The sequence below is a fragment of the Hoeflea sp. IMCC20628 genome, from assembly GCF_001011155.1.
GTDB lineage: Bacteria > Pseudomonadota > Alphaproteobacteria > Rhizobiales > Rhizobiaceae > Hoeflea.
This window is the reverse complement of the sequence record NZ_CP011479.1, coordinates 4,589,329-4,609,132: the sequence shown is the minus strand read 5'-3', so window position 1 is coordinate 4,609,132 and position 19,804 is coordinate 4,589,329. Positions and strand designations below refer to the sequence as shown.

The window sequence follows — 19,804 nt, the reverse complement described above, 5'->3', positions numbered from 1 at the left end:
ACCATGGTCAGTCAGCCTCCGAAGCCGAGTTTGAGCACAGCGAACAGCGACACAGCGCCCACCGCGATTGAGAAAAACGTATTGAGAATCAGAAGCGCCACTTTCATGCCCTCGGCATGAATGTAGTCCTCGATGATGATTTGCATACCAAGCTTCATGTGAATGAGACCGGAAATCAGCACCAGGCCCATCAGCACAGCAACCAGCGGATTGGATAGCGCGCCGGCGACCACCGCATAGGGCTCGCCATTATAGATGACGATAAAGCCGACGAAGAAGATCAGCAGCGGTACATTGGCGATGGCCGTCAGCCGCTGCCGCCAGAAATGATCCGTGCCTTCTCTGGCCGACCCGAGTCCGCGGACCCTGGAGAGTGGCGTGCGCATGTCCTTCATATCCATATCCCTCTAAAGCCCTAGAACCGGACTGCATAGCCGGCGATCCAGATCAGGACCGTCAGGATGATCGAGCCGGCAAGTGTCGCCCAGGCCATTTTGGTCGAGGTCTGCGGATCAAATCCGCGGCCGGTGTCCCAGATGAAATGCCGAAACCCGCCAAGCATATGATGCACCAGCGCCCAGGTGTATCCGAGCAGCACAAGCCGCCCGAGGATCGACCCGAACAGTCCGTTGACCCATTCGAAGGTGCCCTCGCCAGAGGCGGCCGCAAACAGCCACAAAGCCACCAGCAGCGTGCCGGCATAGAGCGCCATGCCGGTGAGTCGGTGAACGATCGACATCACCATGGTCGGTATTTGCTTGTAGATACTCAGGTGCGGCGACAATGGCCGGTTCTGCGTCACATTGGTCATCGGGACCTTGTCCTTCTTTCCCGCAAGGAAAGTCACTCGAACCTGCGAAGCAGGGCCGGTGACCATGACAGCGTTTTAGGACCTTATTTGCACCGCGTCAAAGCCCGCCAGCCTCTCAAGCCAAGCTTTTGACAAAATTCGGGAATTTAATCAGTCCAGAGAGCATTTCAATCGATTAATATGCCAAAGCTGACTGACCGCACTCCCTGAACACCCGCGCCTGATCAGCCGGAATGATCGAAGCGGACTTCCCAACTGGAAAAATCAGCCTTTGTGGCGATTTTTTCATAGAGCTTGCGTCCGTCTTCAGGCAGCCGCGGCGCATTGAGTACCAATCGCGACCAGCCGCGCGAGTCGCTTTCCTCGGCCAACATGTCGATCATGGCCTGGGCGATGCCCACATTGCGGTGCAAATGGCTGACATAAAGATGATCAACCTGACCGCAACGCATGCCGGTGACCGGATCCGGCAGATCGTAAAAAACGGCGAAACCGACCAGCTCGCCATCAAGCCGGGCGCCAAAAACCTGCGCCACCCGGTCCTGCAGCAGCGTCTCGGCATAATAATCATCAGGCCGACGCGGCGCTCCGCGCTTGAGTGACTGCACATAGGCAGCCAGCAGTGGCGAGAAGTGGTGTGCATCCTTGAGGTGCAACAGCGAGATGTCGATCGTGTCTGGCATGTTCATGGCGGCATGTTTCATCGAAAGTCCGGCTGCGGTCAAGCCTGCCGAAAGTCGCATCGCCACAGGTGTGTTACCGACCTGGCGCTGCCCGGTCTTAAGGTTAACAAACGATGTCAGGCGTCTATGGATGACTCCGCCGCGGCTCTGCGGCACAATGAAGTCAAATTTATCTGAAACGCTGGCTGCTTCACAGCACCGGCGCCAGACTGCGGCAGCACATACCGACCGCGACCAGTACAAGGACACAGTCATGACCCAGATGCAGACTCCACGCCGCCGCCACGCTGCTCGGGCAGCACTGGCGTTTCTGATCGGGCTGGGCCTTTCGGCGCCCGTGCTTGCCCCGGCATTTGCCAATGAGCCGATGGCGCCTGCTGGCAAATCAAGATCCATCCATCAGCAGAAGAAATGGCGCAAGGGCGATGTTACCATCATCATCATCGATGAGGATGACCGCAGCCGCTCTACCGTGCCCAAGCCCAAGCTTGGCGCCAAGACCGGAAAGACCGTGCCCGCACCAAGCAGCCGAATCGACCGCGACGATGACAACACCCGGATCATCATCAGGCAGACCCGCAAGACAGGCAAGACCGGCAGCAAGACAAGCACCGGACCGAAAGTGATCATCGTCGACAAGAACACAGACAATGGCTGCAGCGGTAGCGGCGTCTGCGTGATCAGGCCGTAAGGATAGACCTTCATGCGCCTCGGGCGAAGCTTGGTCTCACGGTAACATCGAAATCCGGCGCGGGGATGTTTTCAAGAGAAATATCTCCCCCCGGCTCTGTCTTGCGTTGCAAGCCAGTCGCCCACCTCCCCTCAAGGAGGAGGTGGGAATCAAACTTAGAATGCAGAATCAAGAGGCCGAGCAGGAAGGCCGGGGACGATATACCTTGAGCCGCAGACCGGTGAACGGCAGGCTTACAGTTGAAAGCAAGTCGTCCCCGCAATCCAAATCACTCGCCGCCTATTCCCACTCGCGGATGTCGACGAAATGGCCGGCGATGGCTGCAGCGGCCGCCATGGTCGGCGAAACCAGATGGGTGCGGCCCTTGAAGCCCTGACGGCCTTCAAAATTGCGGTTCGAGGTTGAGGCGCAGCGCTCATAGGGCTTGAGCCGGTCGTCGTTCATGGCCAGACACATCGAGCAGCCCGGCTCGCGCCAGTCAAAGCCCGCGGCCTTGAAGATCACGTCGAGGCCTTCGGCTTCGGCCTGGTCCTTGACCAGACCCGAGCCCGGAACGATCATCGCGTCAACGCTCGGGCTGACGGTCTTGCCTTCGACAACTGCGGCGGCTGCGCGCAGATCCTCGATGCGGCCATTGGTGCACGAGCCGATGAAAACCCGGTCGATGGTGATGTCGGTGATCTTGGTGCCGGGCTTGAGGCCCATGTAATCCAGCGCCCGCCATTTTGACGTCCGCTTGGCTTCGTCCTCGATCAGATCCGGATCCGGCACTTCGCCGGTGACTGCGATCACATCCTCGGGCGAGGAGCCCCAGGAAACGATCGGCGGCAGCTTGGCGGCGTCGAGACGGACGATCTTGTCGTAATGGGCGCCCTCGTCGGAAACCAGTGATTTCCAGTAGTCGAGCGCCATGTCCCAGGCCTTGCCTTTTGGCGCGCGCGGACGGCCCTTGATGTATTCATAGGTCTTCTCATCCGGCGCGATCAGGCCGGCGCGCGCGCCGGCTTCGATGGTCATGTTGCAGACCGTCATCCGGCCTTCCATCGACAAGGCACGGATCGCTTCGCCGGCGAATTCGATGACATAACCGGTGCCGCCGGCCGTGCCGATTTCGCCGATGATGGCAAGGATGATGTCCTTGGCGGTGACATGCGCGGGCAACACGCCATTGACCTCGACCAGCATGTTCTTGGCCTTGCGCTGGATCAGCGTCTGGGTGGCCAGCACATGCTCGACTTCCGATGTGCCGATGCCGTGGGCCAGCGCGCCGAAGGCGCCATGCGTCGAGGTGTGGCTGTCGCCGCAGACGATGGTGGTGCCGGGCAGCGTGAAACCCTGCTCGGGACCGACAATGTGGACAATGCCTTGGCGCTTGTCGTTCTCGTTGAAATATTCGACGTTGAACTCGGCCGCATTGGTGGCAAGGGCCTCGACCTGGATGCGGCTTTCCTCGTTCTTGATGCCCTGCGCCCGGTCCGGCGAAGTCGGCACATTGTGGTCCACCACAGCCAGCGTCTTTTCCGGCGCACGCACGGTGCGGTGCGTGGTGCGCAGGCCTTCAAACGCCTGCGGGCTGGTCACTTCATGAACCAGGTGGCGGTCGATATAGAGCAGGCAGGTTCCGTCATCCTTCTGGTCAACCATATGGTCGTCCCAGATCTTGTCGTAGGTTGTGCGCGGTGCGGTCATGGGGGGTGTCCTTGGCAAGTATAAGCAAACGGGAAAGGCGGGCGCGGCAGCGGCAGATCAGGCCGGGAGACGAGCTCGACCGGACCGGACGCCGGACATCCAGGCAAAAAACCGGGCCGGCAGGCGCTTGGCGTCCTGCAACACGATGCTCTTGTGAGCCGGGATTTCAAACAGCGTTTCCATCGTCGGGCTCAATACCAGCGTTTGGCAGCCTTGGCAATCTGAGCGGCTCAGCGCTCGCGGTCGAGCTGTATCTGGAAATAGCGCATCTGGTTTTCCGGAATCCGCTCGGACTTGACGCGGCCCTTACGCAGATCGAACAGGAACCGGGCTTCCGCGTTGGAATCGTTGAATTCGAAACTCGGATTCATCTGCGGCGTCAGGATCGGATCATAGAGCCGGCCCGACTGGATGGCGTCAAGCCTGCGGCCGCTGCGCTCGGAGTCCGCCGAAGCGACTGCCGGCAGCAGGATCGCACTGATGAGGGCAATCAGAAGTGTGCGTTTCACGGAAATGTCCTTTCGGTCGCGCGTCGGGTTCCCGACTATGTGGGAGCAACCGGGCGGATTGCCAAGGGTCCGCGGCCGGCATGCCGATCACAGGCTCGTGTTCCTCAGTTACAGCATGTAGGTTGTGGTTCACATGATTCCATTTGAACGCGACAGGCATTAGCCATGTGAGCCGCCGCCGCGTTCCTCGTCAGCCCGCCGCAAGCGTTTTTCCAGAGCCCTGAGCCCGAGCGACAAACCGACAGTCAACAGCAGATAGACATAGGCGACGATCGAATAGGTTTCGAAAAACCGGAACGAGCCGGAGGCGTAGATCTTGCCCATCTGTGTCAGGTCGGCGACGCCGAGCACCGAGACCAGCGAGGAATCCTTGATCATGGCGATGAAGTCATTGCCGAGCGGCGGCAGGATGGTGCGAATCGCCTGCGGCAGCACGATGAAGCGGAAGCGTTGCACACCGGTCAGCCCCAGCGCCTTGGCAGCTTCGATCTGGCCTGAGTCCACCGACAGGATGCCCGCGCGGAACACCTCGGAGATAAAGGCCGAATAGCCGATGGTCAGCGCGATCACCGCCCGCCACATCAGCGACACATCGCGCACCTGCAACGGATCGAAAATCCCGGCCTCGATCAGCGGCGTCATCAGTCCGTTCCAGGCGATCACGAAGCCCGGCGCGCCGACGAAGGCAATGTAGAACAGCAGCACCAGGATCGGGATGCCGCGGATGATCTCGACATAAAACCGCGCGATCTGCCTGAGCACCAGTGATTTCGACAGACCCATCACCGCCAGAAGCAGGCCGATCGCCGTCGCCAGCGTGAATCCGACAAGCGTCACGAAGATCGTGATCCAGACGCCCTTCGACACAATCGAGAAAATCTGGCTGTAGAGATCGTTGAGAACAATCTGGATTGCCAGAAACAGCGCAATGGCGCCGGCAGCCAGCAACCACCAGGGGAAGTCGGCCTTGTCGGCCTTTTTCGGAGCTGCTGTCACGAGCTTGGATTTTCCATCGATGCATCGCCCGGCGCCGGGCGCGTGAACAGCTGTTCCTGCACACCGCCATGCCATTGATCAGCGTCGCTTTGCGAGCGGAGCCCGAAGCCATGGCGCTCGTAGAGCGCGCGCGCCGCCTCGAGCCCGGCAAAGGTGGTGAGCCAGACCCGGCCAGCCGCAACGCGGTCGGCATGATCGATGGCCAGGCTCATCAGCTGTTTGCCAAGCCCGCTGCCACGCTCGGAGCCGGAGACCACGAACCAGCGCAGATGCGCCCCGTCGGCGCCACCGCCGGAGACATCCATCGATATCGATCCGACCAGCGCATCACCGCGCCATGCGGCGACAAACAGGTCACGCTCGGGATCGAAGCGGGCAAGAAATTCCGCCAGCTCGGACGCCAGCTTGGTTTCGAATGTCACTCCGAAATCCCAGGCCTGCGCATAGTAATCCATATGCAGGCCGACAACGCCGGCAAGCGCTCCCGGCCTGTATCCGTCGATGATGATCGACACGGTCAGACTAGCCGCCGAGCTTGTAGTCGAGGAACCATTTCTTGTTCAACGCATCAATGGTGCCGTCAGCCTTCATCGCTGCAATCGCGGCATTGACCGGAGCGACCAGGTCGGAACCCTTCGGGAAGATGAAGCCGAAATCATCAGCGCCCAGCGGACCGCCGACCAGCTTGAGACCACCATCGGAGGCATCGACATAGCCCTTGCCGGCGACACCGTCGGTCAGCACCATGTCGACATCGCCAGTCTTAAGCGCCTGAACGGTGGCGCCAAAAGTTTCCATCAGCTTGATGCGCGGATTGGCTTCGTCACCGTCGAGCACGTCATAGACGGAAACATAGAACGGCGTGGTGCCGGGCTGTGCGCCGACGAGACCTTTTTCGAAAGCTGCGAAAGACACCGCGTCGTCAAACCGGCTCTCGTCGCTGCGCACCAGCATGAACATTTCCGAGCGCAGATAGGGATCGGAGAAATCGACCTTTTCCTTGCGGTCTTCCTTGATCGAAATGCCGGTCATGCCGAGTTCGTACTGACCGTCGGAGACGGCCTGGATCATCGCATCCCAGGATGTGTTCTGATACTCGACGTTGAAATTGAGCCGCTTGGCGATCTCGTTCATCGCATCATATTCCCAGCCGATCTGCTCGCCGGTCTTCGGATCGATGAACTGCAGCGGTGGATAGGCGTTCTCAGTAACGACCACGACGGCCTTGCCGCCTAGATCGGGCAGATCCTGCGCCTGCAGGCTGGCCGCACCCAGGCCGATGACAGCTGCTGCTGCAGCCATGGAAACTTTGAAAAATGACATGACACTCTCCCTGATGAGGTCTCGGGATAACATTGCAGCGTGCCGCCTGTTGACGTGCAGCGCTTGGTTTGCACTTTGCAATGCGGCTTCGCACGCCGCAAGGGGTGGACACGGAATGAGCATGGGACGGGGCATTTCGGCGGCCAATCTCCCCCGTTGCGGGGGAGATGTCGGCATCGCCGACAGTGGGAGGCATGTTTCGTTTCATTCGGAAGGATCGGTGTGCGCTGAGGCTTTACCCCCCTCTGTCACTTTGTGACATCTCCCCCGCAAGGGGGGAGATCGGAGCAGGCAGCAGATCTCGTTGCCGCGCGCCAAAACGCCGGGGTTTGATCAGGTTGATAGTCCGGAGGGCCGCACGCAGGCTTTGCCTCTGGAAGTTTAACAATGGGTGGCGCAGCATGCGCGCGGCCCGATTATCGCCGGATGATGTCCGCATCCGACAGGCGGTGCCTTGCACCCCCGGGCGTTTATCCCCGTCCGGATTGCTCCGGCCGCGATCAGGACAGACCGCGGGAGTGGGTCTGGCGAGGTCCGGCACGGACGCTGCGCAGGCCGCTTCCGGCCAGTCATGTCCGCCACAGGCCCGCACCGGTGTCAGCGCCGCGGCACCTGCCTTGCGGCTGGCACGGGACGACCCGGCCCGGTGGCTGGCTTTGCACGGTCGATCCGACCGCCCGCCAGCGGAACCCCGATGGCCTCCGCCTCCCTCCGGTTTTAGCCGCACGTTACGACAGATCCCGAAAGGCCTTCCTCCCGCATGGTCGAACACGTTCGCGAACCATCCGGCAGCGGGAGCGGGAGCGGCATGAGTATTGCATCGGGGTGGCGGGTGGGGAAAAAGTGACTAGGTCTTATTACTCTCATGCATTAAACACGCATCCAAAATGAAAGATCACAGACAAGCGTCGGGCAAGCTGGTGCAGCTAATCGTCTGTCAAAAGGACAAATTTATGAAGACAGTCTACACAATCGGATACGAAGGAACCGATATTCATCGGTTTGTGGAGACTCTTCAGGCAGTAGGCGTAGAAGCCATTGCTGATGTGAGAGCACTCCCGCTATCCCGGAAAAAGGGATTCTCGAAGAACGCGCTCAAAGACCAACTAAACCAAGCTGGCATTGATTATATTGCGATGAAGGAATTGGGTGATCCGAAACCAGGAAGAGACGCAGCGAAGGCTGGTAATTATACATTATTCAGAAAACTTTACTCTGCGCATGTGGATCAGGAAGAGCCTAAATCTGCCTTGAAAAAACTAGCTACGATCGCTGAGTCAAATATAGTTTGCCTTCTTTGCTTTGAACGAGATCCAAAAACATGTCATAGACAAATTGTTGGCGAACGCATGGCTCCATTTGGGTACGAGATGTTTCATTTATATGGAGACGATCCGAAGCGATACATAAGACATCAAGAAAAACTTCCGACAATTAACTCCGCAATAGTCTAAAACAGACTTCCGTGAACTTGAGTTGGCGGGTAGATGAGGCTGATTATGAGCCATTGATCCGGAAAACGATGAATATTTCCCATTAAGAGCATTAGGTCCCTTGATGGCAGGCTTTCCATCAATTGGCTTCGGAATGCAGACTCCCAATTATCTCGATTGTGTTTACGGCAGTTCCAGAAGAGCGCACCTATTTCCCAATCCACGATTTTATGGCGGTGTAGCAAAACTCCGGACTCTGACTCACATTCATAACGGTAATAGAAATCGTATGGGAGTTTTCTCAGAGTTCTGACGCTAGATTTCTCAGCTTCATCAAACAGGCCACCCTGCCGTTGCTGCTGCTCGAGTTTATTTATTTCCTCTTTAGTCCACTCAGGCTTTGCTACTGGAACAACATCAAGGCCAACAATCCTCGATGGCTTCAGCAACGCCAACGAACGATCCGCAGTCAGCCTCTCAATTTCTATTTCATCAAAATGCGTAAATAGTTTTATTTTTTGCAGCAACTCTCTGCGTTCGGCCCATTCCCTTCGAGTTGAGACCTCCTCACCACCTTCAATGGTGTCCACCTTAATATTGAGACTTTCAGGCCTATGATCAGCTCGCGCAGTATCTACTTTGGCTTCAATCCATTGCCATTTTTTGAATTGCTGTTCCTTTGTAATCATTCGAAATGGCACCGGAAATAGCCTTACTAGATTTCCATTTTCATCCATTCCTGCGACACAGGATGTTTCAGCATATTTACCGCTTGGCGAAGGGTAGGTCTTGCAAAGAATGAGAAGTTTAGCATCCCGAACCGGCACGTTTCTTCTCCAATATGTAGGGTAAATCCCATTTTTTCAATTATGACGAATATCGCCCTCAACTGAAGGGTGTCACAGCGGCCAATGCAACCAGCATTGCCATTTCAACTGAATTAGTCAAGCTTAGCGAGCTTTACAAAAATCATACTTTGATCAACTGCTAGATATCTCCAGAAGCCAGTACCAAGCGCCAATTACGCCACTCGCCGACAACAGAGGGGCCAGGGGACAGACCGGCGTGACAACTCCACTCAATCTTTGGATTTGTCTTCGTTGGCTTCGGGGTGGGTGCCGTCGGAGACGCTGCCGGGATGCGGGTCGGAGACCTCGCGCTCGGGCTTGGCCGGGCCGGTTTCGGGCTTGTCTGTCTGCGTGTCGGGTTTCGGGGTCATCACACTCTCCTGTAAAGCTGTGAAACGCCGCAGGCCGTGCGTTGGTTCCCGTTCTCCCTCCGTCGTCATCCTCGGCCTCTCAATTCGTCATCCTCGGGCTTGACCCGAGGATGACGACGGTAGGGGTGGCGGTCAACGGACACGCGAACTCCGGGCTCCCGTGCAACACCCCCAAAACGCAAAAAGCGCCGGGTGCCCAGCGCTTTGAGGGACGACCCCGAAGGACCGTCAAATTCGGATGGAGCGGCTTATTCGCCCTTGGCTTCGTCAGCCGATGCGGCGGCTTCTGCTGCTGCTGCCTTTGCTGCTGCTGCTTCAGCGGCTTCTGCTGCTGACTTTTCAGCGGCCAGAGCCTGGGCTGCGGCAACTTTTTCAGCTTCGATGCGGACCTTCTCGGCAGCAAATGCCTGACGCTCGGTGTCGTTGAGCTTGCGAGCGCGGGTGCCGGTGTTCTCGACGATACGAGCCGACTTGCCGCGACGATCGCGCATGTAATAGAGCTTGGCACGACGAACCTTGCCGCGACGGACAACTTCAACGGCTTCAACCAGCGGCGAGAACATCGGGAACACGCGTTCCACGCCTTCGCCGTAGGAGATCTTGCGAACGGTGAAGTTTTCGTTCAGGCCGGCGCCGGAGCGCGCGATGCAAACGCCTTCAAAGGCCTGCAGACGAGTCCGCTTGCCTTCTGTCACGCGCACCTGAACCCGAAGCGTGTCGCCGGCGGAGAATTCAGGGAACTTGCGGGCTTCTTCAATCTTGGCTGCCTGTTCGGCATCCAGCTGAGCAATGATATTCATGGTCCTTGACCTTTCTTTTTTCTCAAACGGTCAGAGCGCTCTCAACTCGCCACTTTGGCATGTCCCTCTTGGGATCATCCTCGGTGGCTATGCCGGTGAAGGCAGGAGCGGGTTCACCATTCATTGTTTGGCAGGCACCGTGTTGCACGGCTGTCGGACATTGCCGATCGCGGGCAGATACACCATCACCCGGGATTTGTCACGCCCCGCGCGGCAATTTTGTTGAAAGCCTTGCGACGGCTTCTGCCCGATGCTCTAAGACCGGCTTGATCAATAGTTGGCTGGCGCGTCATGTCATTTCCCGAGATACTGCTTCTGTTTAGTGCCGGCTTTTTGTCGAGCGTCGTCAACGCCATTGCCGGAGGCGGAACATTCCTCACCTTCGGCGCCATGACACTGGTCGGCGTGCCGCCAATCATGGCCAATGCCACCTCGTCGGTGACCCAGTTTCCCGGCTACATCACCTCGGCGCTGGCCTACCGCACCGAAATCCGCGAGGCCGGGCGCGAGGCCTGGGTGCTGGCCGGACTGTCCCTGCTGGGAAGTCTCGCAGGCGCGCTGATCCTGGTGTCGATGTCCAACCCCTCGTTCCGTCAGCTGGTGCCCTGGCTGTTGCTGGCAGCGACACTGATTTTTGCCGCCGGCCCCTATCTGCGTCCCAAGACGCTGCATGCCGAACAACCGATCACCCGGATCGGGCTGGCCTTCCAGTTCCTGACCTCGATCTATGGCGGGTTTTTCGGCGCCGGCATGGGCATCATGATGCTGGCCGTGCTCGGCGTGACCAAGGGCGGCGATTACCACAAGCTCAATGCGCTGAAGAATTTTGTCGCGGTCATCATCGCGCTCGTCGCCATTGTGGTGTTTTCAAGCGGTGGGGTGGTGGCCTGGCTGCCGGCGCTGATCATGATTCCGGCCGGCGCACTGGGCGGCCATGCCGGGGTCTGGGCAGCCCGGCGGGTGCCACAAACGGTGATCCGCGGTGCCGTCGTTGCCGTCGGCCTGCTGCTGACCTGGTATTATTTCACCAGCTGACTTCAAGCAGAATCGTCGGACTCGAGCAGATCGGGCCGGCGCTCACGCGTCAATTGCAGCGATTGCGCCTGCCGCCAGCTTTCGATGGCCTTGTGATTGCCCGAGGTCAGAACCTCGGGGATCTCGCGCCCCTCGAAGACCTGCGGCCTTGTGTAGTGCGGATGTTCGAGCTGGCCGGTCTCGAAACTTTCCTGGGTGCCCGACTCCGCATTGCCCATGACGCCGGGCAGCACCCGGATCACCGCGTCGAGCAGCGTCAGTGCTGCCGGTTCGCCGCCTGACAGCACATAATCACCGATCGAGACTTCCTCGAGGTTGCGCGCCTCGATCACCCGCTGGTCAACGCCCTCGAAACGGCCGCAGATGATCACCACGCCGGGGCCCGCTGCAAGCTCACGGACCCGCGATTGCGTCAGTGGACGCCCGCGCGGGCTCATCAGCAGCCGTGGCCGTGTATCGCCCGCCGGGCTGACCGCATCGATGCAAGCCGCCAGCACATCGGGTTTGAGCACCATGCCCGCACCACCGCCCGCCGGCGTATCATCGACCGAGCGATGCTTGTCGGTGGCATAGTCGCGGATATTGACCGGCTCGATCAGCGCATCGCCGCGTTCCAGCGCCCGGCCCGCCAGCGAATGGCCCAGATGGCCAGGAAACATGTCGGGATAGAGCGTTAGCACGGTGGCGCGAAAACTCATCTCTACCGGTCTCCACCGGAACGGCCGTCACCCTCATCACCCTCGTCGTCCTCGCCGGTGCTGATAAGACCGGCTGCAATCGGATCAACCAGAATGCGGCCGGCCTCGAGATCGACATTCGGCACGGCGGCCAGCGTGAACGGAATCACCACCGGCTTCTTGCCCTCGTCGCGCAATTCCAGCAGGTCGCCGCCACCAAAATCCAGCACGCCGGAGATCGTGCCCCAAAACTGGCCGTCGGCATCCCAGGCTTCCAGTCCTTCGAGATCGGCGTGGAAGTATTCGCCCTCTTCGAGCTCTTCATCGTCAAGGCTCGAGCGGTCGATAAACAGCTCCAGCCCCTTCAGCGCTTCGGCTGCGTTGCGATCATTGATGCCGCGCAAGCGCACCACCACAACGGTCTTGGCGAAGCGGTGATCGAGAATTTCGAAACGGCGGCCGTCCTTGGTGTAGAGCGCACCGTAATCGGCGAGCGCCATAGGATCCTCGGTGAACGGCTTGATCCGCACCTCGCCGCGAATTCCCTGTGCTGCGCCGATGACGCCGATGAGAACGGGATGGTCAAGCTTGGTCATGGACAGCTCCGGATGGATTCCAAACGCCAAACGGGCGGCATGATGCCGCCCGCAGGATTGCACAATCTGTGCGGGCGAAACTTATTCCGCAGCGGGTTCTTCAGCAGGAGCTTCTTCAGCTGGTGCTGCAGCGGCAGCAGCGGCGTCTTCAGCAGCCTTGATGACGGCAGCCTTCGCATCTTCTTCAGCCTGGGCTGCAGCGGCGGTTGCGTCGTCCTGCTTCTGCTTCTTCTCGGCAACGCGTTCCTGGGCCTTCTTGCCTGGCAGCGCCTTGTTCGGGTTGGAGCGGGCTTCGCGGGTCATCATGCCGGCTTCGGCCATGAAACGGGCAACGCGGTCTGTCGGCAGCGCGCCGTGATCGAGCCAATGCTGGATGCGCTCCTGGTTGAGGCTGACGCGGGTGGCGTCGTCCTTGGCCAGCATCGGGTTCCAGTAGCCCAGACGCTCGATGAAGCGGCCATCGCGTGGCGAACGCACGTCAGCAACGATGACGTGGTAGTAAGGACGCTTCTTGGAGCCACCGCGGGCCAGACGAATTTTCAATCCCATTTTCTTTTCCTTCGTTTTAACAAGTGTGTTGATTGGTTGGTTGAGTGGATGTCTTCGGGCGCTTCTCAGCGCCAGATCTGTGTGGTCATTTCGCGCCGGCCTGCTTGTGATGCTGGATGACTTCGCGAATGACGAATTCAAGGAACTTTTCGGCAAAATCCGGATCGAGATCGGCGGATTTGGCCAGTTCGCGCAGACGGGCAACCTGCTCGGCTTCACGGTTCGGATCAGATGGCGGCAGATCGGCCGACGCCTTCAGCGCGCCGACAGCCTTGGTCACCCGGAAGCGCTCGGCCAGGATGTGAATCAGCGCCGCGTCGAAATTGTCGATCGAACGGCGGAATTGCTGCAGTTTGGCCAGTGCTTCGGTATCTGTGCTCATGTCCCGTCCCTCACTTCTTCTTCGGCAGGCCGGGAAGGCCGCCGCCAAGACCCGGCAGTTTCGGACCGCCCAATCCGGGCAGTTTGCCGCCACCCATGCCGGACAATCCGCCGGGCATGCCGCCGCCAAGACCCGCAGCCTCGGCCTGTTTCTGCAGCGCTTCGAGCTGTTTCGGATCCATCTTCGACAGATCCGGCATGCCGCCCATTCCGCCACCCATGCCGCCGGGAAGACCCATCTTCGAGGCCAGGCCGCCCATGGCCGCACGCATCATGCCGCCGCCCTTGCCCTTGCCGCCCATGGCTTTCATCATGTCGGCCATCTGCCGGTGCATCTTCAGAAGCTTGTTGATTGCCGCCGCATCGGTGCCCGAGCCCTTGGCGATGCGTTTTTTACGCGAGTGCTTGAGCACGTCCGGATTGGCGCGCTCGGCCTTGGTCATCGAGCCGATGATGGCGAGCTGGCGGGCGAATGTCTTGTCGTCCATGCCGGCCGCCGACATCTGGTCCTTCATCTTGCCCATGCCGGGCATCATGCCCATGATGCCGCCCATGCCGCCGAGCTTCTGCATCTGGCCGAGCTGATCGGCCATGTCGTTGAGGTCGAACTTGCCCGCCTTCATCCGGGCGGCCATGACCTGCGCCTTGTCGGCGTCGAAATTTTCCGCCGCCTTCTCGACCAGGCTGACAATGTCACCCATGCCCAAGATGCGGTCGGCAACGCGGCGGGGATGGAATTCCTCGAGCGCGTCCATCTTTTCGCCGGTACCGATCAGCTTGATCGGCTTGCCGGTGACAGCCCGCATCGAAAGTGCTGCACCGCCGCGGCCATCGCCGTCCATGCGGGTCAGAACCAGACCGGTGATACCGACGCGCTCGTCAAAGCTGCGCGCCAGATTGACCGCGTCCTGGCCGGTCAGCGCATCGGCGACCAGCAGGATTTCATGCGGATTGGTGCGCTTCTTGATCTCGGCCATTTCGGCCATCAAGGGTTCGTCAATATGGGTACGGCCGGCGGTGTCGAGAATGACCACGTCATGGCCGCCGAGCCTGGCTGCCTGCACCGCGCGCGCGGCGATATCGGTTGGCGACTGCCCGGCGATGATCGGCAGCGTTGCCACACCGGTCTGCTCGCCCAATTGCCTGAGCTGCTCTTGCGCTGCCGGCCGGCGCGTGTCGAGCGAGGCCATCAGGACCTTCTTGCGGTCGCGCTTTTCAAGCCGCGCAGCGATCTTGCCCGACGTCGTGGTTTTACCCGAGCCCTGCAGGCCGACCATCATGATGACGACGGGAGCGGCCGCATTGAGATCGATCGGCACGCCTTCTTCGCCCAAGAGCGCCACCAGCTCGTCATGAACCAGCTTGACCACCATCTGGCCTGGTTTGATCGACTTGACGATCTCGGCACCGACGGCCTTCTCGCGCACCCGGTCGGTGAAACCGCGCACCACTTCCAGCGCCACGTCGGCCTCCAGCAGCGCGCGGCGAACCTCGCGCATGGCTTCCGACACATCCTTGTCCGACAGGGCGCCGCGCCCGGTCAGATTGTTGAGGATGGAGCCGAGCCGGTCCTGGAGAGTATCAAACATAGGGTCGTCCTGTTGTTGCTGAAGGAAACACTTCAACAGATATGGGGCGAGCGTCATGCAAAGCCAAACAGCACCCGAGGGCGCATCGCGCTGTCGGGTGTTGGCCTCCGGGATCGATTTATACCAATTAGGGTCCCGGTCGGCGGCTCGGAGTCATGCTCGTCGCAGATTTGAGCGGGATAAACAGGAAAAGCGCGGTGGAGTCAAGGTTGGGGGTGTCTGGGAGGGCTCAGCCAGCAATTTCCCGGCGCGCCAGATCCGCGAGAAATGCCGAGCGGGTCAGCCCGCGCTCCCGTGCCGTCGCGTCCACTGCCGCCAACAACCCTGCATCCATGGTGATGTTGGCCTTGGTGGTGCGTCCACTCAAACGGATCACCGGCACCGCCAGAAGAAACGCGCCTTCCTTGAGATCGCGCGCCACGTCCGCATCGTCGCGCATGACCTCAAGGGTGCGCGCTTGCGGCAATACTTCGCCCTCCAGATGCAGCGCCAAGGCTTCGCTGGCATTGGCCAGCAAGTCATCCAATTCGTCAGCGGCGGAAAAACAGCCCGGCACATCGGGAAAATGAACGCCAAAGGCCCTGTCCCCGTCCTTCTCAAGACGCCGAATGATCTGCCGACTGCTCCGCTCCATCGGAAACGCTTCTTTATGCGCATATATATATCCGCCTAACGAGATGGGAAATCAAGATTATGGCGTTGGGGCCAACCTGGGTTTTGCTGTGATCTCAAAAAGGAGGATTCTTGCAGGGGAACTGGACGCGCTGTATTGGCAACACATAGCTGCGCCAAGGCGATGAATTGAGGTTCGAAAATGGTCGTGTTGCAGACAAGGCATCTGACGCTCAGCCCTTGCAGCCCGGAAGACCGGACTGATTTCATCGCCCTCGAGCGTGATCCGGAGATCATGCGCTTTCTCAATGGCGGACACGCCATCGACCATGAGGAGAGTGATCCAAACGCAGAGTTCCTTATGCCCCGGGGAACCGAGCCGCATGTCTGGACGGCGCGCCGCACCGCCAATGGCGCCTTCGTCGGGTGGTTCTGCTTATGGCCTGAAAGTTCTGAATTGGCCGAGATTGGATATCGCCTGCGCCGGTTGGACTGGGGTCAGGGGCTGGCCTCGGAAGGCGCCTTGGCTTTAATCAACTGGGGGTTCGGAAGCGCCGGCTACGACAGGATCTCGGCGACCACGATGGCGGCGAACCAGGCCTCGCGCCGGGTGATGGAGAAGATCGGCATGCAGTACGCACGCACGCTCCATATCGACTTTCCCCATCCCATTCCGGGTAGCGAACAAGGTGAGGTCTGGTACGAACTGACGCGAACGGAATGGGACACGCTCTCGTCTTCAGACTCATAGCCGACAGGCTTCGTGGCCCCTGTGACAATCTGCTACCTTGGTTCGCTCGACTGGCGGCAGGAATTTCAGTACCGTCGCCCTTGAATTTGCGCGGCTGGGCGGCAATCTTCAGATATCAATCCGAAGAATGAAGGCGAAGCATGTATCCCGATTACACAAGATCAGAACGCGTTGCTGACGGCAGCATGCACGCCATCGGCGTCATCGGGTCGGTGCTTGGGGCCGCTTTGTTGCTGATGTGGTCAGCCCCGGTCGCCTCGCCTGGAGAAATTGCAGCAATAACGATCTATGCGCTCACCTTGATAGCCACGTTCACGGCCTCGGCGTTTTATCACATGACCCCGTGGGAGAGCATCCGGCCGGTCCTGCGGCGGATCGATCATGCGGCGATCTATCTGAAAATCGCCGGCACCTATACGCCGCTGGTCGTCATGATCGGCAGCGGTCTGGCTTATGTTGTTCTTGCCGTTGTCTGGGCGCTGGCGATCATCGGCATGACGCTCAAGCTGGTGTTCTGGAGCACGCCCGGCCGTTTTGGCCCCACGCTTTATCTGATCATGGGCTGGATGAGCATGATCCTGATCTGGTCGTCATGGTCGGTGCTGCCTTTCGGCTATATCATTGCCGGCGGGCTGCTCTACACCGTTGGCGTGGTTTTCCATGCGTCCAAGACGATGAAGTTCGCCAACGCGATCTGGCATGGATTTGTCATCGCCGCCTCCACCTGCTTCTTTGCAGCCATCACGTTCTTGGCGACACAACAGGGTTCTGTGTAGCGGCATCTCCAATCCGGATGAAAGTGCCGGATGTGCCCCTCAAAAGGCCAGATCCACGCAATCATCGGCACTGCGACCATCAGCACTTCCAACATCAGGCCCATGCGCCAGAAGATTCCGCCGGCACATCAGGCCGATGCCTTGCTAAAGCGTCTCAGGCCATTTCTGGGCAGCCTGCATCACGGTCAGGATATCCACGTGATTGTCCGTGACGCGGTAGGCAATGATGTAGGGAATATCGGCCAGCACCAGTTCACGCGTGGCTTTGATCCTGCCGGCACGGCCCATCGCGGGCTGCGCTGCCAAGGCGTCCACCGCAGTCACGATGCGGGATAGGACGCGGGCGGACGCTTGGGGGTTATTCTGGGCAATATACGCACCAATCTGGTCCAGACGCCTCAGCGCAAGGCGCGTCCACCTGATCGTCCGGCGCGTCATGGCTGGCGGGCAGGCTGCACATATTTGGCAATCACGCTGGCAACATCATCGGGGCTGGCAAACTGCCCGCTCTCGGCTTCGGCAAGCCCCGCTTCAATTTCAGCAAGCTGCCATTCTTCCCGGGCGACAAAATCCTCGATGGCTTTTGCAGCCATGTAGGAGCGGGACCGATCCTGTTTTTCGGCGATCTGGTCAAGCCGCTCGGCAGTCTCGTCGGGCACGCGGACGGTAAAGGCGGACATGGTGATGACCTTCTTTGGTTCACCATGATTGTAGGTGAACCACATTGAATTATCAAGGTTCGTGCGGCTCCGGGTGTGCCCATTAGCCCCAATGGACAACGGAGCAATGCAACCAAAGCCTGTTGCAATTCCCGCCCTCTAAAACGGCCAGACCCAGGCAATCATCGGCACACCCACCACGATGACGATCACTTCCAGCATCAGGCCCATGCGCCAGTAGTCGCCGAACTTGTAGTTGCCGGGGCCCATGATGATGGTGTTGTTCTTGTGGCCGATCGGGGTGAGGAAGGCGCAGGAGGCGGCCACCGCCACACCCATCAGGAACGGATCCGGATTGGCGCCGATGGAATTGGCGACGGAGACGCCGATGGGCGCGGCGATCAGCGCGGTCGCGACATTGTTGAGAAAATCCGACAGTGTCATAGTGATGATCATCAGCACGGCCAGCACGCCCCAAGCCGGCAAATTGGCGGTCTGGGTGACGATCAGATTGGCGATCAGCTGGCTGCCGCCGGTGTCTTCCAGCGCCGCGGCGACGGGAATGAGGCAGGCGAGCAGCACGATCACCTTCCACTGGATCAGCGTATAGAAATCGCGACCGCTGATGATGCCGAGCAGCAGATAGGCCACCACGCAAAGCCCCAAGGCGATTGCCAGCGAGGTGATGCCGAGAACCGACAGCGCGATCGCCGCTGCGAAAATGCCGATGGCCAAGAGCGCCTTGGTCCGCTGCAGAACCTCGAGCCGGCGGTTTTCCAAGGGCAGCACGCCGAGCCACTGGCTGGCGGCGGCGATGTTCTTGTCGGGCCCGATCAAGAGCAGCAGATCGCCGGCCTTGATCGGCAGGCTGCTGACCCGCTCGCGGAACCGTCTGCCCTGGCGTGAGATGCCGAGCAGCGTCACCCCGTGGCGCTGGACCAGCCGCATTCCCAGCATGGTGCGGCCGACGACATTGGCCTCTTCCGGTACAATGGCCTCGACGAGCGAGAGCGACTTGCCCATCAGGCCCTTGTGCTCCTCGGTGCCGGTGACATCGAGTTCGGCGGCGCCCATGAAGGCCTCGATCTGTTTCGGATCGCCCTCCAGCACCAGGAAATCACCTTCACGGATTTCGCGGCTCTGCGACAGACCGGGCAGGCGCTTGCCCTGCCGCGCCAGCCCCAGAATGGTCACATCGTTTTCTTCGGCAACCGGATAGAGCTCGCCCACCGATTGACCGATCGATTTGGAATCTTCCTTGACCCGGGCTTCGGCAACATAAAGCCCGGCGTCGCCTTCCAGCGACATCGCGTCGGCGCGGGCCGGTATCAGCCGCCAGCCGATGAAGGCGACATAGGCAATGCCGGCAATCGCCACGGCGATGCCGACCGGCGCGAAATCGAACATCGAGAACGGCTCGCCCAGCACATCCTGGCGGTATTGGGCGATGACGATGTTGGGTGGCGTGCCGATCAGGGTGATCATGCCGCCAAGGATGGTGCCGAAGGACAAGGGCATCAGCGTCAGAGACACCGCCCGCTTGGCCTTGCGCGCCGCATCCATGTCGAGAGACATCAGCAGCGCAAGTGCTGCGACATTGTTGATGATCGCCGACAGAATTGCGCCGACCACCGCCATGATACCGATATGCACCGGCAGGGTCCGGTCGGGGCTGGTGACGAAGCGGGCGATAAATTCGACCGCGCCGGAATTCATCAACCCGCGCGAGACGATCAGCACCAGCGCGATGATGACGACGGCCGGGTGGCCAAAGCCGTGAAACGCCTCGTCCGGCTCGATCAACCCGGCCAGCACCGTGACCAGCAGCGCCACGAAGGCAACAAGATCGTAGCGGACCCGGCCCCAGACCAGCATCCCGAACAGGACGACAAGAATTCCAAACAGCATGATCTGGTCGGTGGTCATGAAACCCATCCCGTTGCGCGGCGTGCAATGTGCACAGTTACGACTTGGGTTACATGGCCGGAATTTTGGGTCAACTGGATTCCGCAATGCGCATGCAGA

26 protein-coding genes are annotated in these 19,804 nt (G+C 59.8%); 5 read left to right on the top strand and 21 right to left on the bottom strand.

What is annotated here, in order from left to right; translation table 11 throughout:
• Positions 1 to 11: 11 nt before the first annotated feature.
• The 3 genes from sdhD to IMCC20628_RS21600 all read right to left on the bottom strand — a co-directional run bounded on the left by sdhD (position 12) and on the right by IMCC20628_RS21600 (position 1,500).
• Positions 12 to 395 (bottom strand): succinate dehydrogenase, hydrophobic membrane anchor protein, encoded by a 384-nt coding sequence (gene sdhD, locus IMCC20628_RS21610; RefSeq protein WP_156174610.1) that lies wholly within the window; start codon positions 393 to 395, stop codon positions 12 to 14.
• A gap of 20 nt (positions 396 to 415) precedes the next feature.
• Complete coding sequence (gene sdhC / locus IMCC20628_RS21605; RefSeq protein WP_047032866.1) at positions 416 to 811, bottom strand: succinate dehydrogenase, cytochrome b556 subunit; 396 nt, start codon at positions 809 to 811, stop codon at positions 416 to 418.
• 224 nt (positions 812 to 1,035) lie between these two features.
• On the bottom strand, positions 1,036 to 1,500 hold the full coding sequence (locus IMCC20628_RS21600) for a GNAT family N-acetyltransferase (protein WP_047032865.1): 465 nt from the start codon (positions 1,498 to 1,500) through the stop codon (positions 1,036 to 1,038).
• 247 nt (positions 1,501 to 1,747) lie between these two features.
• Here IMCC20628_RS21600 and IMCC20628_RS21595 point away from each other — a divergent pair, with 247 nt between their 5' ends.
• Positions 1,748 to 2,185, top strand: a complete 438-nt coding sequence (locus IMCC20628_RS21595) for a hypothetical protein (RefSeq protein WP_156174609.1) — start codon at positions 1,748 to 1,750, stop codon at positions 2,183 to 2,185.
• A gap of 279 nt (positions 2,186 to 2,464) precedes the next feature.
• Here the strand turns inward: IMCC20628_RS21595 and leuC are convergent, their stop codons facing one another.
• From leuC to IMCC20628_RS21570, 6 genes are all read right to left on the bottom strand, one after another.
• Positions 2,465 to 3,874, bottom strand: a complete 1,410-nt coding sequence (leuC, locus tag IMCC20628_RS21590; RefSeq protein ID WP_047031916.1) for a 3-isopropylmalate dehydratase large subunit — start codon at positions 3,872 to 3,874, stop codon at positions 2,465 to 2,467.
• Positions 3,875 to 3,931: 57 nt separating this feature from the next.
• Entirely contained in the window at positions 3,932 to 4,057 is a 126-nt protein-coding gene (locus IMCC20628_RS25840) for a hypothetical protein (protein ID WP_280949423.1), read from the bottom strand.
• Positions 4,058 to 4,104: 47 nt separating this feature from the next.
• Positions 4,105 to 4,383: a hypothetical protein gene (locus IMCC20628_RS21585; RefSeq protein WP_047031915.1), complete on the bottom strand. Its 279-nt coding sequence runs from the start codon at positions 4,381 to 4,383 to the stop codon at positions 4,105 to 4,107.
• A 159-nt stretch (positions 4,384 to 4,542) separates the two neighbouring features.
• Positions 4,543 to 5,379 (bottom strand): amino acid ABC transporter permease, encoded by an 837-nt coding sequence (locus IMCC20628_RS21580; protein WP_047031914.1) that lies wholly within the window; start codon positions 5,377 to 5,379, stop codon positions 4,543 to 4,545.
• Positions 5,376 to 5,894: a GNAT family N-acetyltransferase gene (locus tag IMCC20628_RS21575; RefSeq protein ID WP_245307836.1), complete on the bottom strand. Its 519-nt coding sequence runs from the start codon at positions 5,892 to 5,894 to the stop codon at positions 5,376 to 5,378. The genes IMCC20628_RS21580 and IMCC20628_RS21575 overlap by 4 nt, the downstream gene beginning before the upstream one ends.
• A 7-nt stretch (positions 5,895 to 5,901) precedes the next feature.
• Entirely contained in the window at positions 5,902 to 6,681 is a 780-nt protein-coding gene (locus IMCC20628_RS21570) for a transporter substrate-binding domain-containing protein (RefSeq protein WP_245307973.1), read from the bottom strand.
• Positions 6,682 to 7,655: 974 nt separating this feature from the next.
• Here IMCC20628_RS21570 and IMCC20628_RS21565 point away from each other — a divergent pair.
• Positions 7,656 to 8,156 (top strand): DUF488 domain-containing protein, encoded by a 501-nt coding sequence (locus IMCC20628_RS21565; protein ID WP_047032863.1) that lies wholly within the window; start codon positions 7,656 to 7,658, stop codon positions 8,154 to 8,156.
• Here the strand turns inward: IMCC20628_RS21565 and IMCC20628_RS21560 are convergent.
• From IMCC20628_RS21560 to rplS, 3 genes are all read right to left on the bottom strand, one after another.
• Positions 8,153 to 8,962 carry a hypothetical protein gene (locus IMCC20628_RS21560; protein ID WP_047031912.1) on the bottom strand — a complete coding sequence of 270 codons (810 nt, stop codon included), beginning with the start codon at positions 8,960 to 8,962 and terminating at the stop codon, positions 8,153 to 8,155. The two genes, IMCC20628_RS21565 and IMCC20628_RS21560, sit on opposite strands and share 4 nt — an antisense overlap.
• A gap of 251 nt (positions 8,963 to 9,213) precedes the next feature.
• A complete protein-coding gene (locus tag IMCC20628_RS25215; protein WP_156174608.1) occupies positions 9,214 to 9,354 on the bottom strand; it encodes a hypothetical protein in 141 nt (46 codons plus the stop codon).
• Positions 9,355 to 9,602: 248 nt separating this feature from the next.
• Positions 9,603 to 10,154 (bottom strand): 50S ribosomal protein L19, encoded by a 552-nt coding sequence (gene rplS / locus IMCC20628_RS21555; RefSeq protein WP_047031911.1) that lies wholly within the window; start codon positions 10,152 to 10,154, stop codon positions 9,603 to 9,605.
• 291 nt (positions 10,155 to 10,445) lie between these two features.
• Here rplS and IMCC20628_RS21550 point away from each other — a divergent pair, with 291 nt between their 5' ends.
• Positions 10,446 to 11,189, top strand: coding sequence for a sulfite exporter TauE/SafE family protein (locus IMCC20628_RS21550; protein WP_047031910.1), 744 nt, complete (start codon positions 10,446 to 10,448; stop codon positions 11,187 to 11,189).
• Between the two features lie 2 nt (positions 11,190 to 11,191).
• On the opposite strand, the gene trmD is transcribed toward IMCC20628_RS21550, so the two are convergent.
• The 6 genes from trmD to IMCC20628_RS21520 form a co-directional block, all read right to left on the bottom strand.
• Positions 11,192 to 11,887, bottom strand: coding sequence for a tRNA (guanosine(37)-N1)-methyltransferase TrmD (gene trmD / locus IMCC20628_RS21545; RefSeq protein ID WP_047031909.1), 696 nt, complete (start codon positions 11,885 to 11,887; stop codon positions 11,192 to 11,194).
• Between the two features lie 2 nt (positions 11,888 to 11,889).
• The gene (gene rimM / locus IMCC20628_RS21540) at positions 11,890 to 12,462 is read right to left on the bottom strand and encodes a ribosome maturation factor RimM (RefSeq protein WP_047031908.1); all 573 of its coding nucleotides are present in this window, start codon (positions 12,460 to 12,462) and stop codon (positions 11,890 to 11,892) included.
• Positions 12,463 to 12,543: 81 nt separating this feature from the next.
• The gene (rpsP, locus tag IMCC20628_RS21535; RefSeq protein WP_047031907.1) at positions 12,544 to 13,011 is read right to left on the bottom strand and encodes a 30S ribosomal protein S16; all 468 of its coding nucleotides are present in this window, start codon (positions 13,009 to 13,011) and stop codon (positions 12,544 to 12,546) included.
• A gap of 85 nt (positions 13,012 to 13,096) precedes the next feature.
• A complete protein-coding gene (locus IMCC20628_RS21530; RefSeq protein ID WP_047031906.1) occupies positions 13,097 to 13,393 on the bottom strand; it encodes a chorismate mutase in 297 nt (98 codons plus the stop codon).
• 10 nt (positions 13,394 to 13,403) lie between these two features.
• Positions 13,404 to 14,981, bottom strand: coding sequence for a signal recognition particle protein (gene ffh / locus IMCC20628_RS21525; protein ID WP_047031905.1), 1,578 nt, complete (start codon positions 14,979 to 14,981; stop codon positions 13,404 to 13,406).
• A gap of 229 nt (positions 14,982 to 15,210) precedes the next feature.
• On the bottom strand, positions 15,211 to 15,615 hold the full coding sequence (locus IMCC20628_RS21520) for a type II toxin-antitoxin system HicB family antitoxin (protein ID WP_047031904.1): 405 nt from the start codon (positions 15,613 to 15,615) through the stop codon (positions 15,211 to 15,213).
• Positions 15,616 to 15,795: 180 nt separating this feature from the next.
• On the opposite strand from IMCC20628_RS21520, the gene IMCC20628_RS21515 reads away from it, so the two are divergent.
• Positions 15,796 to 16,344, top strand: a complete 549-nt coding sequence (locus IMCC20628_RS21515; RefSeq protein WP_047031903.1) for a GNAT family N-acetyltransferase — start codon at positions 15,796 to 15,798, stop codon at positions 16,342 to 16,344.
• A 140-nt stretch (positions 16,345 to 16,484) separates the two neighbouring features.
• Positions 16,485 to 17,120, top strand: coding sequence for a hemolysin III family protein (locus IMCC20628_RS21510; RefSeq protein WP_047031902.1), 636 nt, complete (start codon positions 16,485 to 16,487; stop codon positions 17,118 to 17,120).
• Positions 17,121 to 17,264: 144 nt separating this feature from the next.
• Here the strand turns inward: IMCC20628_RS21510 and IMCC20628_RS21505 are convergent, their stop codons facing one another.
• From IMCC20628_RS21505 to IMCC20628_RS21495, 3 genes are all read right to left on the bottom strand, one after another.
• Entirely contained in the window at positions 17,265 to 17,558 is a 294-nt protein-coding gene (locus IMCC20628_RS21505; RefSeq protein ID WP_047031901.1) for a type II toxin-antitoxin system mRNA interferase toxin, RelE/StbE family, read from the bottom strand.
• The gene (locus tag IMCC20628_RS21500) at positions 17,555 to 17,800 is read right to left on the bottom strand and encodes a CopG family ribbon-helix-helix protein (protein ID WP_047032862.1); all 246 of its coding nucleotides are present in this window, start codon (positions 17,798 to 17,800) and stop codon (positions 17,555 to 17,557) included. The genes IMCC20628_RS21505 and IMCC20628_RS21500 overlap by 4 nt, the downstream gene beginning before the upstream one ends.
• A gap of 138 nt (positions 17,801 to 17,938) precedes the next feature.
• Positions 17,939 to 19,705: an SLC13 family permease gene (locus tag IMCC20628_RS21495; protein ID WP_047031900.1), complete on the bottom strand. Its 1,767-nt coding sequence runs from the start codon at positions 19,703 to 19,705 to the stop codon at positions 17,939 to 17,941.
• Between the last annotated feature and the right edge of the window lie 99 nt (positions 19,706 to 19,804).

What these genes read in the sequence shown, in the direction of transcription:
- IMCC20628_RS21570 (WP_245307973.1), bottom strand. Translation starts at nt 6,681, where the DNA reads ATGGCTGCAGCAGCAGCTGTCATCGGCCTGGGTGCGGCCAGCCTGCAG.
- IMCC20628_RS21565 (WP_047032863.1), top strand. Translation starts at nt 7,656, where the DNA reads ATGAAGACAGTCTACACAATCGGATACGAAGGAACCGATATTCATCGG.
- sdhC (WP_047032866.1), bottom strand. Translation starts at nt 811, where the DNA reads ATGACCAATGTGACGCAGAACCGGCCATTGTCGCCGCACCTGAGTATC.
- ffh (WP_047031905.1), bottom strand. Translation starts at nt 14,981, where the DNA reads ATGTTTGATACTCTCCAGGACCGGCTCGGCTCCATCCTCAACAATCTG.
- rimM (WP_047031908.1), bottom strand. Translation starts at nt 12,462, where the DNA reads ATGACCAAGCTTGACCATCCCGTTCTCATCGGCGTCATCGGCGCAGCA.
- IMCC20628_RS21500 (WP_047032862.1), bottom strand. Translation starts at nt 17,800, where the DNA reads ATGTCCGCCTTTACCGTCCGCGTGCCCGACGAGACTGCCGAGCGGCTT.
- IMCC20628_RS21495 (WP_047031900.1), bottom strand. Translation starts at nt 19,705, where the DNA reads ATGACCACCGACCAGATCATGCTGTTTGGAATTCTTGTCGTCCTGTTC.
- IMCC20628_RS21595 (WP_156174609.1), top strand. Translation starts at nt 1,748, where the DNA reads ATGACCCAGATGCAGACTCCACGCCGCCGCCACGCTGCTCGGGCAGCA.
- IMCC20628_RS21550 (WP_047031910.1), top strand. Translation starts at nt 10,446, where the DNA reads ATGTCATTTCCCGAGATACTGCTTCTGTTTAGTGCCGGCTTTTTGTCG.
- IMCC20628_RS21515 (WP_047031903.1), top strand. Translation starts at nt 15,796, where the DNA reads ATGGTCGTGTTGCAGACAAGGCATCTGACGCTCAGCCCTTGCAGCCCG.
- sdhD (WP_156174610.1), bottom strand. Translation starts at nt 395, where the DNA reads ATGAAGGACATGCGCACGCCACTCTCCAGGGTCCGCGGACTCGGGTCG.
- trmD (WP_047031909.1), bottom strand. Translation starts at nt 11,887, where the DNA reads ATGAGTTTTCGCGCCACCGTGCTAACGCTCTATCCCGACATGTTTCCT.
- rplS (WP_047031911.1), bottom strand. Translation starts at nt 10,154, where the DNA reads ATGAATATCATTGCTCAGCTGGATGCCGAACAGGCAGCCAAGATTGAA.
- IMCC20628_RS21520 (WP_047031904.1), bottom strand. Translation starts at nt 15,615, where the DNA reads ATGGAGCGGAGCAGTCGGCAGATCATTCGGCGTCTTGAGAAGGACGGG.
- IMCC20628_RS21600 (WP_047032865.1), bottom strand. Translation starts at nt 1,500, where the DNA reads ATGAACATGCCAGACACGATCGACATCTCGCTGTTGCACCTCAAGGAT.
- IMCC20628_RS21510 (WP_047031902.1), top strand. Translation starts at nt 16,485, where the DNA reads ATGTATCCCGATTACACAAGATCAGAACGCGTTGCTGACGGCAGCATG.
- IMCC20628_RS25840 (WP_280949423.1), bottom strand. Translation starts at nt 4,057, where the DNA reads ATGGAAACGCTGTTTGAAATCCCGGCTCACAAGAGCATCGTGTTGCAG.
- leuC (WP_047031916.1), bottom strand. Translation starts at nt 3,874, where the DNA reads ATGACCGCACCGCGCACAACCTACGACAAGATCTGGGACGACCATATG.
- IMCC20628_RS21505 (WP_047031901.1), bottom strand. Translation starts at nt 17,558, where the DNA reads ATGACGCGCCGGACGATCAGGTGGACGCGCCTTGCGCTGAGGCGTCTG.
- IMCC20628_RS21530 (WP_047031906.1), bottom strand. Translation starts at nt 13,393, where the DNA reads ATGAGCACAGATACCGAAGCACTGGCCAAACTGCAGCAATTCCGCCGT.
- rpsP (WP_047031907.1), bottom strand. Translation starts at nt 13,011, where the DNA reads ATGGGATTGAAAATTCGTCTGGCCCGCGGTGGCTCCAAGAAGCGTCCT.
- IMCC20628_RS25215 (WP_156174608.1), bottom strand. Translation starts at nt 9,354, where the DNA reads ATGACCCCGAAACCCGACACGCAGACAGACAAGCCCGAAACCGGCCCG.